The organism is Nostoc sp. FACHB-152 (assembly GCF_014697475.1).
Taxonomy (GTDB): domain Bacteria; phylum Cyanobacteriota; class Cyanobacteriia; order Cyanobacteriales; family Nostocaceae; genus Nostoc_B.
In genome coordinates this window covers 46,374-61,657 of sequence record NZ_JACJRV010000041.1, presented here as the reverse complement: position 1 = coordinate 61,657, position 15,284 = coordinate 46,374, and the positions used below count along the sequence as shown (strand labels likewise).

At 39.5% G+C, this 15,284-nt stretch carries 12 protein-coding genes; 8 read left to right on the top strand and 4 right to left on the bottom strand.

The window, feature by feature from the left end:
• Positions 1 to 116 precede the first annotated feature (116 nt).
• A complete protein-coding gene (locus tag H6G76_RS22610) occupies positions 117 to 284 on the top strand; it encodes a hypothetical protein (protein WP_190705840.1) in 168 nt (55 codons plus the stop codon).
• A 75-nt stretch (positions 285 to 359) separates the two neighbouring features.
• Here the strand turns inward: H6G76_RS22610 and H6G76_RS22605 are convergent, their stop codons facing one another.
• The 3 genes from H6G76_RS22605 to H6G76_RS22595 all read right to left on the bottom strand — a co-directional run bounded on the left by H6G76_RS22605 (position 360) and on the right by H6G76_RS22595 (position 5,326).
• Positions 360 to 1,430 carry a response regulator gene (locus H6G76_RS22605; protein ID WP_190705838.1) on the bottom strand — a complete coding sequence of 357 codons (1,071 nt, stop codon included), beginning with the start codon at positions 1,428 to 1,430 and terminating at the stop codon, positions 360 to 362.
• Between the two features lie 12 nt (positions 1,431 to 1,442).
• Complete coding sequence (locus H6G76_RS22600) at positions 1,443 to 4,610, bottom strand: response regulator (RefSeq protein WP_190705836.1); 3,168 nt, start codon at positions 4,608 to 4,610, stop codon at positions 1,443 to 1,445.
• A gap of 371 nt (positions 4,611 to 4,981) precedes the next feature.
• On the bottom strand, positions 4,982 to 5,326 hold the full coding sequence (locus tag H6G76_RS22595) for a helix-turn-helix transcriptional regulator (RefSeq protein WP_190705842.1): 345 nt from the start codon (positions 5,324 to 5,326) through the stop codon (positions 4,982 to 4,984).
• Positions 5,327 to 5,566: 240 nt separating this feature from the next.
• On the opposite strand from H6G76_RS22595, the gene H6G76_RS37800 reads away from it, so the two are divergent.
• The 4 genes from H6G76_RS37800 (at position 5,567) to H6G76_RS22580 (ending at position 10,173) form a co-directional block, all read left to right on the top strand.
• Positions 5,567 to 5,692 carry a hypothetical protein gene (locus tag H6G76_RS37800; RefSeq protein WP_277883122.1) on the top strand — a complete coding sequence of 42 codons (126 nt, stop codon included), beginning with the start codon at positions 5,567 to 5,569 and terminating at the stop codon, positions 5,690 to 5,692.
• A gap of 291 nt (positions 5,693 to 5,983) precedes the next feature.
• Entirely contained in the window at positions 5,984 to 7,438 is a 1,455-nt protein-coding gene (locus H6G76_RS22590) for a GAF domain-containing protein (protein WP_190705834.1), read from the top strand.
• Positions 7,404 to 7,847, top strand: coding sequence for a response regulator (locus H6G76_RS22585; protein ID WP_190705832.1), 444 nt, complete (start codon positions 7,404 to 7,406; stop codon positions 7,845 to 7,847). Before H6G76_RS22590 ends, H6G76_RS22585 begins: the two co-directional genes overlap by 35 nt.
• 13 nt (positions 7,848 to 7,860) lie before the next feature.
• A complete protein-coding gene (locus H6G76_RS22580; protein ID WP_190705829.1) occupies positions 7,861 to 10,173 on the top strand; it encodes a PAS domain S-box protein in 2,313 nt (770 codons plus the stop codon).
• Positions 10,174 to 10,441: 268 nt separating this feature from the next.
• Here the strand turns inward: H6G76_RS22580 and H6G76_RS22575 are convergent, their stop codons facing one another.
• Complete coding sequence (locus H6G76_RS22575; RefSeq protein WP_190705827.1) at positions 10,442 to 11,464, bottom strand: mechanosensitive ion channel family protein; 1,023 nt, start codon at positions 11,462 to 11,464, stop codon at positions 10,442 to 10,444.
• 205 nt (positions 11,465 to 11,669) lie between these two features.
• Between H6G76_RS22575 and H6G76_RS22570 the strand changes: the two genes are divergently transcribed.
• The 3 genes from H6G76_RS22570 (at position 11,670) to H6G76_RS22560 (ending at position 14,774) form a co-directional block, all read left to right on the top strand.
• Complete coding sequence (locus tag H6G76_RS22570; protein ID WP_190705824.1) at positions 11,670 to 12,587, top strand: histone deacetylase; 918 nt, start codon at positions 11,670 to 11,672, stop codon at positions 12,585 to 12,587.
• A 238-nt stretch (positions 12,588 to 12,825) separates the two neighbouring features.
• Positions 12,826 to 13,965 carry a glutamate--cysteine ligase gene (gene gshA / locus H6G76_RS22565; RefSeq protein ID WP_190705822.1) on the top strand — a complete coding sequence of 380 codons (1,140 nt, stop codon included), beginning with the start codon at positions 12,826 to 12,828 and terminating at the stop codon, positions 13,963 to 13,965.
• 347 nt (positions 13,966 to 14,312) lie between these two features.
• A complete protein-coding gene (locus H6G76_RS22560; protein ID WP_190705821.1) occupies positions 14,313 to 14,774 on the top strand; it encodes a tRNA (cytidine(34)-2'-O)-methyltransferase in 462 nt (153 codons plus the stop codon).
• Positions 14,775 to 15,284: the final 510 nt, after the last annotated feature.

The following is a 15,284-nucleotide window of genomic DNA, read 5'->3' as shown; positions in this document are numbered from 1 at the left end:
GAGAAAAAGGAAATTACAGTACAGAACGTGTTAAATTTAACTCTGATTCTAATGCTTAACGTTTCGTTACATACTTGTAAATTTTCTCGCCCACCTACTTAGTAGTAAAAGAAAATGTGATTGAATCATTAGATAAAATTTTTGGAGCTAATGGTAATTTATTGGTAGCTATACCTATAGAGTTTCGCCCAGTTGAGCAGATACCTGAACCATCTTTTATATTAGGGCTGTTCGCTGTTGGTCTTTGGGGTACAAGTAAAGTAATTGCGAAACATCAAAAATAGAAATCATCAGGGAGCGGAATGTGGTTTATAAATAGGCGATCGCCCAAATTCTCCTCTACTTTATTTAATATATGCTCAGATATTTACTGTAAAGATAGTACCTTTAGGATGATTATCATCGATAGTAATTGTGCCGTGATGTGCCTCGATCGCTATTTTGCAAAAAGCCAATCCTAAACCAATTTGCGAAACCTCAGGCATGAGATTGCCAATTGCATACTTCTCAAAAATGATTTGGCGTAAATCTTCTTGAACTCCAGGGCCAGCATCAGCAACTTGCAATTTAGCACCTCCTGCTGGCAAATACTCTCCGCGCAAGGTAACTTGCGAGTTTGGTGGCGTAAATTTGATGGCGTTGGTGAGTAAGTTATCTATGACTCGACGCAAAATAAGCGCATCTACTTCAACATTTCCACCGGGTGGAGGTAATTCACTAAGCAGGGTGATGTCTTTTTGGATAGCAAGAGCTTCAATATCTTTCAATGCTGACATACACAGCGTAGAAATATCTACTGGTGTGTAGTTCAGAGCTAGTTTCCCAGATTCTAGCTTGGCCATAATCAGCAAGCTATTAATTAATGATTGTAGTTGTTGTCCAGCCTGTCTAATTTGATCAACCTTGAGCATCTGCTGTTGGGGCGATAATTTAGGAAACCGGAGAATCTCAGCCGCTAACACAATACTAGTAAGCGGATTTCGTAAGTCATGAACAATCATGTTTACCATGTCTTCTCGCAGTTTGAGCAATACTTGCAGACTGTCGTATTGCTGCTTAATTCTCAACATAGAATGCACCCTGGCTCTGAGTTCCACACCGTTGAGGGGTTTACTAATAAAGTCATATGCACCTGCCGCTAGACATCGAGCCAAATCTTCTTTAGCAGTTAATGCTGTGGCCATGATAATTGGAACTGCTTGCCATTGTGGATCAGCTTTGATGCGTTGGCATACTTCGATTCCATCTAAATCTGGCATCATTACATCCAGCAAAATTAAATCAGGCTGAAAACTATTGAGTCGATTTAAAGCTTGTTGACCGCTAGGAGCGTAGTATAACTGGTAATTTTCCCCATCTAACAAAGTTTCAACAACATCGAAGTTATCGGGTTCATCATCAATTACTAAAATAGAAGGCTGAGTATCCATGAAAATTTTCCGCTATCTTCCTAAAAGTTGTTGAATTGTGGTGACAAGCTGTTTGAGTTTGACAGGTTTGGTGAGATATTCGTTGGCTCCCGCAGCTAAACAAGTTTCGCGATCGCCTGTCATTGCCAACGCCGTCAGTGCAATAATCGGGGTATGAAAAAATTGCTGATGATCACGGAGGCGGCGTATCGCTTCTAAGCCATCCATCCCTGGCATTTGGATGTCCATCACAATTAACTCAGGGCATTGAGCTAGAGCCACATCAATAGCTTGTTGTCCATTATTGGCCAAAATCAAATCATAGCCTCGGCTTTCAAGATAACCAGACATCGTATCAATGTTTGCCTGATTATCTTCTGCAATTAAAATCAAAGGATGAGTCAGAGCTACTTCTGATACTCCCATTTGAGTTTGCACCTCAGAACTGGCAGAATTTTGCAGTTTCTCTATAGTTGTCTGAAGTTGAGTGCGAGTGATAGGTTTAACAAGATATTCCGATGCTCCTTGAGCTAATCCTTTAACGTAGGGAATGCAAACATGGAAACAACTGCCCTGTCCAACTTCACTAGTTACTGATACCGTTCCACCATGCAGGTTAACAATCCGTTTGACCAGTGCTAAACCGAGACCAGTGCCACTGTACTGACGGTTGAGACTACTGTCAAGCTGAATGAACGGCTGAAACAGCTTGCCAATTTCTTCCGCAGCAATCCCGATGCCGGTGTCTGTAATATCAAAGCAGAGGTTAAAGGATGAACTAAACAAGGCAGAATTAACTTCCCCTACTCCTCCACTGCACCCCTGCACCCCTGCACTCCTGCACCCCTGCACCTCTGCCCCTCTGCACCTCTGCACCTCTGCACCTGCCTGCTTTTCTGCCTCTTCCACCCGGACTTCTAGCGTCACAGAGCCTCCCTCTGGGGTAAATTTCACGGCGTTGCTCAGTAGGTTGATGAGTACCTGACGCAGGCGGCGCTCGTCTGCTTGAATGCTGCGAATATTGTGAGCAATGTGAGTATTAAGGCGGATATTCTTTTTAGATGCCATTTGTTTGATGAAGGCGAGGCTAGCATCACACAGGCTTTTGACCCAAATATCACCTAGTTGCAGTTCTAGTTTGCCAGATTCTATTTTAGATAGGTCTAAAATATCATTGATTAGCTCTAATAAATGCCTACCACTGCGTTCAATAGTGGATATCGCTTTGATTTGTCGTTCATTGATTGAGCCGAACACAGCTTCTTGTAAGCCTTCAGACATCCCCAAAATGGCATTCAGTGGTGTTCGCAACTCATGACTCATGTTTGCCAAAAATTCGTCTTTGAGCCGTGTGGCGCGAGCGAGTTCTGTGTTGGCTTTCGTAAGTGCCTCATTGGTGTGCTTAACTTTTGCTTCCGCTTGTTTGCGTTCAGTGATATCCATCATTGTACCGATGTAGCCAATAACCATACCATTAGCATCGGTTTCTGCTAAGACCTGACAATAAAACCAAATGACATCACCAGATGGACGCAGACATCTACCTTCAACACAATAGGTTTGTCCTGGTTGATATGTTTGAATCCATTGATACCATTGCCGAGCGAGGCGATCGCTGTCATCTGGATGTATAGTTTCTAACCAACCCATTCCAAATGCAGCTTCTAATGGTCTGCCCATCATTTCGCTCCAACGATCATTGGCATAGATACAGTTGTAAGTCGCATCAAGTTGGTAAATAACTACTGGTACTGCTTTCGTTAATGTTGCATAGCGGCGTTCGCTTTCTTGCAAGACTAGCTCTATAATTTTGCGTTGTGTAATATCTGTTTCTGAACCACTCATGCGAGTCACATTACCAGCATCATCCCATAATGCTTGACCTCGGTCTGATATCCATATATGGCGGCCGTTTTTGTGTTGTACTCGGTATTCTTCTTGGAAGAATGGAGTTTTTTGGGCAAAATGGTCAGCAATTGCTTGCATAACCCGGTCATAATCATCTGGATGAATGCGACTCAACCTTTCTTCTAAGTTGTTATTAATCTCATGTTCAGCAAAGCCGCGCATTTGTTTCCAGCGAGTTGAGAAGAAAACCTGATTGGTTTTAATATCCCAATCCCAAATACCGTCATTACTGCCTCGCAACACCAGTTGCCAACGTTCTTCACTTTGCTTTAAAGCTGCGGTGCGCTTTTCAAATTTAGCTTCTAATTCCTGATTCAGTTGTTGCAACATCTTTTCTATTTGTTGGCGTTGTGCCAGTTCTGTTTGTAGTTGCTCATAGGCACTTGCCTGCTGAATGGCGATCGCCACTTGTATCGCTAATTGTTCTAACAAATCTACTTCTACCGATTGCCAGTGGCGAGATGTACTACATTGCTGTGCAATTAATAATCCCCATAATTGCGTATTAACGAAAATGGGTACTACTAAATAGGCTTTAACTTCAAATTGTTCTAAAAAATGCAAATAGCTATCACTTAAGCCTGCCTGATAAATATCATCAATTACGCATTTTTGCCCGTAGTGGCAGTCTTTTCCATCTCCCTGTTGAAAGCAGGTGTCGTGAATTTGCTTCCCTAGAGCTAGTGTCCAATCTCCAAGAACTGACTCTGCTACAATAGAGCCGTTCATATCCGCCTGGAATTGATAAATTAATACTCTATCAGCTTTGAGAAACTGACGAATTTGTGTTGCTGTCTCATGCAGAATTTCTTCTAGTTTGAGAGACTGACGAATTTGTAAAGTTATCTTAGAAATTAATTGTTGTTGTTCTCGGCTTTTTTCTAAATCTCTAGCTAGATGCATCCGTTCTACTGCATTATGAATTGCACTTTGCAAAGCTTTCGGACTAAAATGATTCTTCACTAAATAATCCTGAGCGCCATTTTTCATAGCACTAACTGCAATCATTTCGTCTCCTGCTCCTGTTAGCATGATGACAGCAGATTGCTGATTATTGATATTTTTTCTCAATTGCTGCAAAAACTCTAGCCCATCGTCATCAGGCAATAAATAATCCAGCAAAATCACATCTGGTGTGTGTTGCTCACACCATGTTATAGCTTGTTTTGCTGTCTCGAATTCTAAAATTTCATAGGTATATAATTTATTCTGTTGTAGATACTGTCGATAGATGTAACGATCTACAGCGCAATCATCAATTAGTAGGAGAGTTAAAGGAACGCGTTGAGTCATATACTACCCATATAAGCGCGATTATATACCAGCAACAAAGTAAAAATTTTTATAATTGAGTTAACTAAGTATTTAGTATTCCCTCGATACTCTCCATAATTCACTAACATCTCAAAAAGCGATAAGTAGGTCGATGTTAAAAATTAATTGTCGTTATGACAAGGCAGGAGGCAGAAGGCAGAAGGAAAGAGGGTTTTAGACAACTTTATTTTTCGTTACATACTTCAGTTTATTTGCAACGATATACTTAATCTTGATCTAGCAGCTTATCTAGGCTGCTTTAATCTCACTCACCAGGGCTTTGATTATGAACAATTTTGAGTAGTTGGGGGCGTTTTACATAAGGCTCCCCTCAACTTCAGTATGATATTTTAGTTATTCCGCAACGCTTGCAGTTGTTTTAAATGCTCTGACTGTTGTTGAAGACGGACTGAAAGGCGCTCGCACACTAATTCGCAAATTTCAAAAATTAATGGGTCTGCAATTTCATAATAAATATTCACCCCTTGTGGTTGACGTTGAACAATTCCTGCTTGCGCCAACATCTTCAAATGCTTGGATACATTTGCTTGTCCCATTCCAGTTGCTTCGATAATTTCTGAGACATTTTTGCTACCTGATTTTAAACTGCACAGCACTTGAAGCCGACTAATTTCTGAAAGCACCTTAAAATAGTCAGCTATTGGCCCAAGGGCCATAGGTAAACCTTCAACCATCATCGTTTAAATAAATTAAACTACTATATTACTATATAGTAGTTTAATTAGGTAATTTTTAACTCAGCAATTTAGCATACATCGCCAGTAAATTTATAGCTTGTCGTAGACATCGCTTATTTGAAGAATGCACTGCGGACTTGGCGGACATGGGAAAGGGATTAAATCACCAGAAGCCATGTTTGTTGCCGTTTGTAAGGAGGGCTGGAAACCTAAGTCCGCGCGCAGTCCAAGTCTGGTGTGGTTGTTTGGTTCGAGTGGGCGCGAAAAAACAGGGTTGTAATTGCTATGTCTGGTGAGGCCTTGTATACGCCAGAAGGTGAAGCGGTGGAATTAGCAGAGATGATGCGGCGGTATCCGGTGTAAGAATAACAACAAATCTGAGGTGTTATTACTGCAAATTTATGTTAGCGCAAAAAATTAAGTCTATCCAAAACGATGCTTTTCAAGCCGCGTCCAAGGGTATAGGCAAAGATTTGTAAATCTGCAACAGTAAATTAATTCATAAATCTAAACAGTTTACACCTTTCAAAAAGGACATAAACTAGGGATAATTTTCTCAACTAGCCAAGTACATCAATTGATAATTTTTAGTTTATGATTGGCGAGCTATTTTAGCTAATCTTATTATAAGTAAAGCCAAAGAACTTAAAATTAATGAATCTAGAATTATTAACAAAGTTACAGGGCTTGTGTCGAGATGAAGCAGCATTTGAAGAAGTCAAACAGATCATTACAAGTGAAGTTCAACACTTAGACCAAGAAATTACTCAAGCATATTTCCAAGTAGAGCAGCAAAAGGCATTATTCCGTGTAGTAACTCGCCTGCGGGAACCTATTGACTTGGAAACAATTTTTCATTCCACAGCTGTCGAGGTGCGTCAACTCTTACAAGCAGACCGAGTAGGGATGTTTCGTTTCTACCCAGAATCAGGCTGGGATGATGGAGAATTTGTTTCGGAAGATGTAGACTCAGAGTTTGTCTCAGCAATGGCACAAAAAGTTCACGATCATTGCTTTGGAGAACAGTTTGCAATTCATTATCAGCAAGGGAGAATTCAGTCCGTTGCAGATATCTACAGTTATGGATTGAGTGAGTGTCATATTCAAATATTGTCACAATTTCAAATTCGAGCGAACCTAGTAGTACCGCTACTTCAAAGTCAAAAGCTCTGGGGATTGCTTTGTATTCACCAATGTCGCGCTCCCAGAAAGTGGCAAACCACAGAAATTGAGTTTGTGACGCAAATTGCCAACCACCTTGGCGTAGCTCTCAAACACGCAGAACTTACAGCCAATTTACGAGCGGAAGTCTTAGAGCGCCTACAAGCACAGCAAGCAGTTCAATCCCTTAATCTAGGGTTACACAGAACGATTGTTGAATTACAAGCAGTAAATAAAGAACTAGAAGCCTTCTGTTACTCTGTTTCTCATGACTTGCGTGCGCCTTTACGTAGTATTGATGGATTTAGCCAAGCTTTATTGGAAGATTACTTTAATTTGCTGGATACAACCGGGCAAGACTATCTGCGGCGAATTCGTGGCGCAACTCACCGGATGGGGCAATTAATCGACGATCTGCTAAACTTATCTAGAGTTACTCGTAGCGACATAAACTTGGAATTAGTAGATTTGAGTTTGTTAGCTAGCAATATTTGTCATGAGTTACAACAAAGTCAGCCAGACAGAGAAGTGGAGTTTGTTATTCAATCACAATTGTTAGTCGAAGGCGATAAGCATCTGTTAAGAGTAGTGCTAACAAACTTACTGAATAATGCTTGGAAATTTACCTCTAAACATCCCCAAGCAAAGATTGAGTTTGGCACAATTATGAGTGACACTGACATCCCAATCTACTTTGTAAAAGATGATGGTGCTGGCTTTGATATGGCATACGCGAACAAACTATTTGGGCCATTTCAAAGGTTACATGGAGTAAATGAATTTCCCGGAAATGGAATTGGCCTAGCCACTGTGCAGCGAATTGTGCATCGACATGGTGGTCGAGTATGGGCCCAAGCGGCTGTGGAACAAGGAGCGACCTTTTACTTTACACTGTTAGCAGAAGAAGCAGGGGATGAGAGTGAACAACAAGACAATTCTTCTAGTTGAAGATAATCCTGATGATGAGGCTTTGGCAATCAGAGCTTTGAAACGAAATCACATCAGTAATCAAATCGTAGTTGCTCATGATGGTGTTGAAGCTTTAGATTATCTGTTTGGGACTGGAGTTCATACTGGTCGAGATACCAGCATTCAACCGACAGTGATTTTGTTGGATCTCAAATTACCCCGCATTGATGGTATTGAAGTATTGCGCCGCTTGCGAGAAGACGAGCGCACTAAACTTTTGGCTGTAGTAGTTTTGACTACCTCTAGTGAAGAACAAGATCGGCTTAATAGTTACAGCTTAGGGTGCAATAGCTACATCCGTAAACCAGTAGATTTTATTGAATTTACAGAGGCAGTACGGCAGTTAGGAATGTATTGGTTACTTTTGAACGAACCACCACCAGTTTAAAGAGGCACTCAAGATGAACTTTCACCTGCGTGTTCTAATTCTTGAAGATTCAGAAGATGATACTATCTTAACCGTGCGGGAATTACGTCGAGGTGGCTACACTCTAGATTATATTCGGATAGATACCGCAAGTGCTATGCAGGCAGCGTTAGAACAGCAGACTTGGGATATTGTCATAGCAGATTACAATATGCCTGCTTTCACTGCCCCAGAAGCGTTGAGAATTCTTCAAAGCCGGAAGTTAGACATACCATTTATTATTGTCTCCGGTACGATTGGCGAAGATATTGCCGTCGCTGCCATGAAAGCTGGAGCGCACGACTACCTAATCAAGGGTAATCTAGCTCGTTTAGTTCCCGCAGTAGAACGGGAGTTACGAGAAGCAGAACAACGGCATCAAAGTTATATCACCGAACAGGCTTTACAGCAGAGCGAAGAACGGTTTAGCCAATTAGCGGAAAATATTACTGAGATGGTTTTTTGGATGTCTGACCCTAAAGAACGTCAGATGCTTTACGTTAGTCCTGCCTACGAAATTATCTGGGGATATACTTGCGAGAGCTTGTATGCTAACTCTATGGGGTGGCTAGAGGCAATTCATCCTGAAGATCGGCAATACATTCAGTCTATCTTTTTTGAGAAGTCATTGACAGGTAATTATGATGAGGAATATCGCATTATCCGTCCTGATGGTTCAATGCGTTGGATACGAGATCGCGGTTTTCCTATTAGAGATAAATTTGGTGAACCTTACCGAACTGTTGGTATTGCCGAGGACATTACAAATCGCAAACTAGCAGAACAACAAATTCGTGAACAAGTTGCTTTGCTAGATGTTGCTACTGACGCAATTTTTGTGCAAGATTTGCAGCAACATCTTTCATTTTGGAATAAAGGTGCTGAACACTTGTACGGATGGGAAGCAGCAGAAATTGTGGGCAAGAAAACTGTTGAACGGTTGTACCGCCCAGCAAATTTGCCAGATTTTGAAGCAATACAGTTTACCCTAATTAGGGAAGGAAAATGGCAAGGTGAGTTGCAGCAAATTACAAAAGATGGTAAGAATATCATCGTTGAAAGCCGCTGGACACTTGTACGCGATGAAAATGGCAAACCCAAATCTATTTTGACTGTTAGCACTGATATTACAGAGAAAAAACAACTCCAAGCACAGTTTTTACAATCTCAAAGACTCGAAAGTATTGGTACTCTAGCAAGCGGTATTGCTCACGATTTTAACAATATTCTCACTCCTATTTTGGCAGTTGCTCAACTCCTACCTCTTAAAATTCCCAATTTGGATGAGAAAAGTCATCAAATGCTAGAAATATTAGAAGGTAGTGCCAAGCGTGGTGCTGATTTGGTCAAGCAAATTCTATCTTTTACGCGTCGAGGTACGGAAGGGATTCGTAATACCATCCAAGCTAGACATTTACTATCTGATATTGCACAGATTGCTCAGAGAACTTTCCCAAAATCCATCGAAATCCAAACTGAGTTAGCATCTGATCTTGGGACGATTGTGGCTGATGCAACTCAAATTCATCAAGTAATGATGAACTTAACAGTTAATGCCCGTGATGCTATGCCTAATGGCGGGATACTGAGGATCAGTGCCGAAAATTTGTGGGTTGATGAAAGCTATGCGAAGATGCAAGTTGATGCTAAAGTAGGCCCTTACATAGTAATTACTATTAGTGATAATGGAACAGGGATTGCGCCAGAAATTATAGATCGTATTTTTGACCCTTTTTTTACAACAAAAGAGATAGGCAAAGGAACAGGTCTAGGGCTTTCCACCGTTATAGGTATTATTAAAAATCATAACGGTTTTGTGAATGTTTATAGTGAAGTGGGCAAGGGTAGCATTTTTAAGGTTTATTTGCCGAGTAACCAAATATGTGAACTTCCAGTCACAGTTGATGCAAAACTAATAAATGGCAATGGTGAATTAATTTTAGTCATAGATGACGAGGTTACAATCTGCGAGATTACTAAAACCACGTTGGAAAGTCATAATTATAGAGTTTTAAGTGTTAGTAATGGTATTGATGCACTAGCAACTTACACTCAATTCAAGAATGACATCAATTTAGTATTGATAGATTTGATGATGCCAGAAATTGATGGTTATACTACAATATTCACGTTACAACGTATAAATCCGCCGATAAAAATCATTGCTATGAGTGGACTGATGCCTAACTGGAATAATTACAATAGAAATCTTAATATCCAAGATTTTTTACCCAAACCTTTCACAACTCAAGCATTACTGATATCTCTAAATAATGTGCTAAACTCAGCCCTTGGAACTGATACTTAAGCTAAAAGCGTGACTTACTACTATTAACCATTTAAATAGCTTTTATAGCCCAATAAACTCTAAAATTACTGTTAATTCTTGAATCTCATAAATCAAGTGTTTCTCACTTGTAAGAAATTTTATTAAGGTTGACTTTGCTTCGACATAATTTCAGCAACAATTATTCAATATTGGTATAAACTTAGCACTGATTATCTGCCAATTTCTACTTTAAAGTAGAACTTCACAGATTCATAGGCGATCGCATTGTCATACCTAGCCTCTAGCACTATTCTAAATTACTATTATTCTGCACATAAACATCTCGAATTGGAAAAGGAATAGAAATTCCTAATTCTTGATAACGCTTATGCAATTTCTTGACAAATAAATGTTTCCCTATGCGTTGGTCAAAGTATTCGTTAACTCGCATATAAAGGGTAAAGTCGATACTAAATTCACCAAAGGTATGAAATCTAATATAAGGTTCATTTTCAATTAATTCAGGCGCAATTTCTCTCATTACTTCTTTAGCAACTTCTACAGTTACTCTTTCTACTTGCTCTAAATCACTGTCGTAACTCACACCAACATTCATTGTTAGCGTAATTTCTTTAGCTGGTAGATGATAGTTCGTAAATATTGCCGAAGCTAATTTAGAATTAGGTACAATCACAACATTATTAGAAAGCTCTCTAATAGTAGTATTCCGCCAAGTAATATCTGTAACATATCCTTCCTGCCCAGCATCTAATTTAACATAATCACCAGTTCTGACCTGTTTAGAAATAATTAAATAAAATCCAGCAAATAAATTGGCTAGTGTATCTTGCAAGGCTAAACCGACAGCGATACCTCCAACTCCCAAAGTTGTAACTATTGGGGTAATTTGTATTCCTATTGTTTGTAATATAATTAATGTGCCTAAAACTAAAACAGCAATTTTTGCAAGGTTAGAAATTAATGAAGCTGAAATTCCATCAGTTTTACGAGTAAATAGATTGACAAAACCAGCCGTTAATCTTGCAAAAACTAAAGTAATAGAAAACAAAAAGAGAACTGTAATAATTTGCTTGACAACAACTTTCAAATCTGCATTTATATTTGGAGCAACAACTAAAGCGAATGAAAAACCTGTTAATATAAACCAAATAAAGGCTACTCGATGCAAAGCTTGAAAAATTATTCTTGTTCCGGGAATATGTTTTTGCAAAATGATTTGTTTGAGCTTAGGAAACAGAAAGTTTTCAAAAATGAATCCCGTTAACAAGCCAGCTACAATAAATGCGATTGGTGGAATCAATTGCATCATAACTATTTTTGATCCTAAACTCTGACATTAACACCCATTAAAGTTTAAACTTAATTAGGCTAATTTTAGCTAATGTATAACTTTTGTTCGGTAACATTATAAAGAGCTATAAAATAATTTATATCGTTCAAAAATAGTATTTTGATTTATTTTTGCCACAACTTTGGGTGTATTTCACATCAGATTTTGAAGAAAAATCAATAATATGGACTTGCCCATTATTTATCATCCAGATTACATTGCCCCCCTGCCTGAAGGACATCGCTTCCCAATGGCTAAGTTTCGTAAACTGTACGAGTTGCTATTAGCTGACGGTGTAGCACAACCAGAACAGTTTCATACTCCCATACGTCCACCTCAAGAGTTAATCCAGTTAATACATACACCAGAGTACGTTAAAGCATATTGCGAAGGAACTTTAGAGCCGAAAGCGCAACGTCGAATTGGCTTGCCCTGGAGTCCAGCTTTAGAGAATCGTACCTGTGTAGCGGTTGGTGGTACAATACTGAGTGCAAAGCTAGCTTTAAGTCAGGGTTTAGCTTGCAATACAGCTGGTGGCACTCATCATGCCTTTCCCAGTTATGGATCTGGTTTTTGTATTTTCAACGATTTAGCGATCGCATCCCGTGTTTTACAAAAACTTGGATTAGTTCAAAAAATCTTGATTGTAGATTTAGATGTCCATCAGGGAGACGGTACTGCTTTCATATTTGAAGATGATGAGAGTGTTTTCACTTTCTCCATGCACTGTGAAGTCAATTTTCCTGGTACAAAGCAAAAAAGTGATCTAGATGTTCCCTTACCTGTGGGAATGGAAGATGATGCTTATTTGCAGGTTTTGGCAAGTTATTTGCCAGATTTGTTAGCGGATGTCAAGCCTGACTTAGTATTTTACGATGCGGGGGTTGATCCACATATAGGCGATCGCTTGGGAAAATTATCCTTGACTGATACTGGCCTTTTCCGCCGGGAAATGCAGGTTTTAACTACCTGTGTTAGCGCAGGTTATCCAGTTGCCTGCGTCATCGGTGGTGGCTATGCTGATGATATGGATGCACTTGTCTGGCGACATTCTCTGATACACCGTGCCGCTAGTCAGATTTATCATCAATTTCGACTTTAAACAACAGGTAGAATCATCACTTTTGTTTTTCAACCTAATGTTATACCTGAATCTCCCTACTAAGAGAGAAATAAAATTTATACTTTTACGATTAAGTAATTACTAAGAAATAAAGCTCAGAAAACGGCTTTTGAAATTGCCTAATAAATGATTCTTAACGTTCAATAATAGGCAAAAAGACACAGAAAATCGTCAGATTCGATACAATTAATAGGCTGGGAGAGCCAAGGAGAACTAAGTGGTGCTATCAAAAGGCTTTGAAATCGAGATGTATACTGGCACACCTCAAGGTGAAATTGTTGGTCTCTCCGATAAAATTGTTGCCGACTTAGATGGGTTTGTGCGGGAACCAGACAGCCGGAATGTAGAATACATAACTAACCCATCTACAAGTTACGAAAATCTCTTGTGCGCCTTGCTGCGCCCCCGTCGGGAGTTAAGGAAATATCTCCAGCGTCTGGGAAACTACACTTTAATTCCAGGAAGCACACTGTCTTTAAGTGGAGGCGATCGCTTCTTTCGTTCCGATCCTACAAATCCTTATCATGACTATATTGAACAGACCTACGGCACAAAAGTAGTTACTGCTAGTGTGCATATCAATATAGGTATTAGCGACCCAGAAATCTTAATGCGGGCTTGTAGGTTAATCAGAGTCGAAGCACCATTGTTTCTTGCCCTGAGTGCTTCATCACCCTTTTTGAATGGCAACACAACTGGTTATCATTCCACCCGTTGGGGTGTATTTCCTCAGACCCCTGCCTACGTGCCATTATTTGAAAGCCACGCTCATCATATTAAGTGGGTAGAAGAACAGTTAATTGCTGGAACAATGCAAAATGTGCGGCATTTGTGGGTATCGGTAAGACCAAATGGCGATCGCCGCCCTTATGACCTAAATCGCCTAGAATTGCGAATTTGTGACCTAGTTACAGATCCAATTGCATTACTCGCAATTACCGCATTGTTAGAAGCACGTTTGTTGCAGATAATAGAGAAGCCCGATTTAGATCCGCTAACTCAAAGCACCTTCTCCCCTGAAGAATTAATCGCCCTCACCACTAACAATGAAATAGCAGCCGCTAGTGCTAGCCTTGATGCCCAACTCAAGCATTGGCAAGACGGCAGAACCATCTTAGCCAGAGATTGGATCGCTGAACTATATCAAGAAGTTTGGGCGATCGCAAAACAACAGGGCTTTAGCTGTTTTCTTTCCCCATTACACAAAATCCTGCGTGAAGGCAATGAAGCCCAACAGTGGCTACAATTACACAGCGTCGGTTTCGACTCTCAGCGTGTCATTACCCAAGCGGTTGTAGCTACCCAAGAACGTGAAATCGAACTAGAAAGTAAATTGTGTTCTTCTTTATTTGCTTAATTGGGAATAGGGTATTAGATATTCAAAAAAAACCTTAGCTTTTTGACATCTAATACCCAAAAATTTTTGGTGATCGCTAGATCTTCCTAGATAAGATACATATACTCAAAGTAGCTAGCAAATAACTTGCGAACATATTAGCCAGTAGGTTTGCCGCAGACAAAGTAATTCTGTCTGACAGTTCATAAAATACATTCCCAGAAATTTTTCTGGGAAAATTAACTGTTTTTTGTTTTAAAAAACTAATCAATGTAAACTACTTGATGATTATTAACAAAACCTATGAATAAGGTCTATATTTTGATAGATTTTTTATTGTCAATATAACTTTTTATACAATTTTGGCGATGCCCCAGGTAGTTTTAGTTAATCCCCAAATTCCGCCCAATACAGGAAATATTGCGCGTACTTGCGCTGCAACAGGTACAGAATTACATTTAGTAGGGCCATTGGGATTTGAAATTAGCGATCGCTACCTTAAAAGGGCAGGTTTAGATTACTGGCCTTATGTAAAACTGCATTATCACGAAACATTTGCAGCCTTTAAAAGCCTACAACAACAGCGTGGAGGCAGATGTTTGGGTTTCTCAGTGCGAGGCAGCTTTAATTATGTGCAGTTTCCATTTCAAGCTGATGATTGGCTGCTGTTTGGTAGCGAAACTACTGGCTTACCACCAGAGTCGCTATCAGCTTGTGATGCAACCTTATACATTCCCATGTTTGAACCAGGAGTTCGTAGCTTAAATCTTTCAGTAAGTGTTGCTATAGGCTTATTTGAATCTCGTCGGCAATTAGGTTACTTGCTATAATTTTTGACTTAAATATTAATAAGCACTGATATGGAAAAAAGCTGTAAATCCATATAGGAGCTACATTGTGGCAGGTAATCATCATCTAATAACTAGAAATAATATGTAATTCCTATACAATATTTGGATTTTTTTCAGTTAAAACACTGAAAATTTTGGGCTAGTTATAGGAGCATAATATAAGAAATTTATATAGGATTTTTCAGATTCTACTAGAATTAAATGATAGATTTTGATGAATTTGGTTTGTCTACTCTAAAAGAATAAAAGCCTTAAAATCCATACAAGACAAGCATTTTTCCCATTTTTACAAAATAAGTATATTTGAGGAGGACAAAAGTAGTTGAGAGTTTGTACGGTTGTTTTTTAGGGAAGAATCAACGTAAAGTCTCGTGTTGGGAAGACTGATCGGGGATAAAAACCTTGAAAATATCTACAGCAGGGAGCATCGCTTTTTTATAAGTCATAGCGACGAAGTTGCTAAAAGCAAAAGCAGACTCGGCTAATATT

Coding starts and splice junctions, on each gene's coding strand:
- H6G76_RS22605 (WP_190705838.1), bottom strand. CDS start 1,430: ATGGATACTCAGCCTTCTATTTTAGTAATTGATGATGAACCCGATAAC.
- H6G76_RS22600 (WP_190705836.1), bottom strand. CDS start 4,610: ATGACTCAACGCGTTCCTTTAACTCTCCTACTAATTGATGATTGCGCT.
- H6G76_RS22595 (WP_190705842.1), bottom strand. CDS start 5,326: ATGGTTGAAGGTTTACCTATGGCCCTTGGGCCAATAGCTGACTATTTT.
- H6G76_RS22590 (WP_190705834.1), top strand. CDS start 5,984: ATGAATCTAGAATTATTAACAAAGTTACAGGGCTTGTGTCGAGATGAA.
- H6G76_RS22585 (WP_190705832.1), top strand. CDS start 7,404: ATGAGAGTGAACAACAAGACAATTCTTCTAGTTGAAGATAATCCTGAT.
- H6G76_RS22580 (WP_190705829.1), top strand. CDS start 7,861: ATGAACTTTCACCTGCGTGTTCTAATTCTTGAAGATTCAGAAGATGAT.
- H6G76_RS22575 (WP_190705827.1), bottom strand. CDS start 11,464: ATGATGCAATTGATTCCACCAATCGCATTTATTGTAGCTGGCTTGTTA.
- H6G76_RS22570 (WP_190705824.1), top strand. CDS start 11,670: ATGGACTTGCCCATTATTTATCATCCAGATTACATTGCCCCCCTGCCT.
- H6G76_RS22560 (WP_190705821.1), top strand. CDS start 14,313: ATGCCCCAGGTAGTTTTAGTTAATCCCCAAATTCCGCCCAATACAGGA.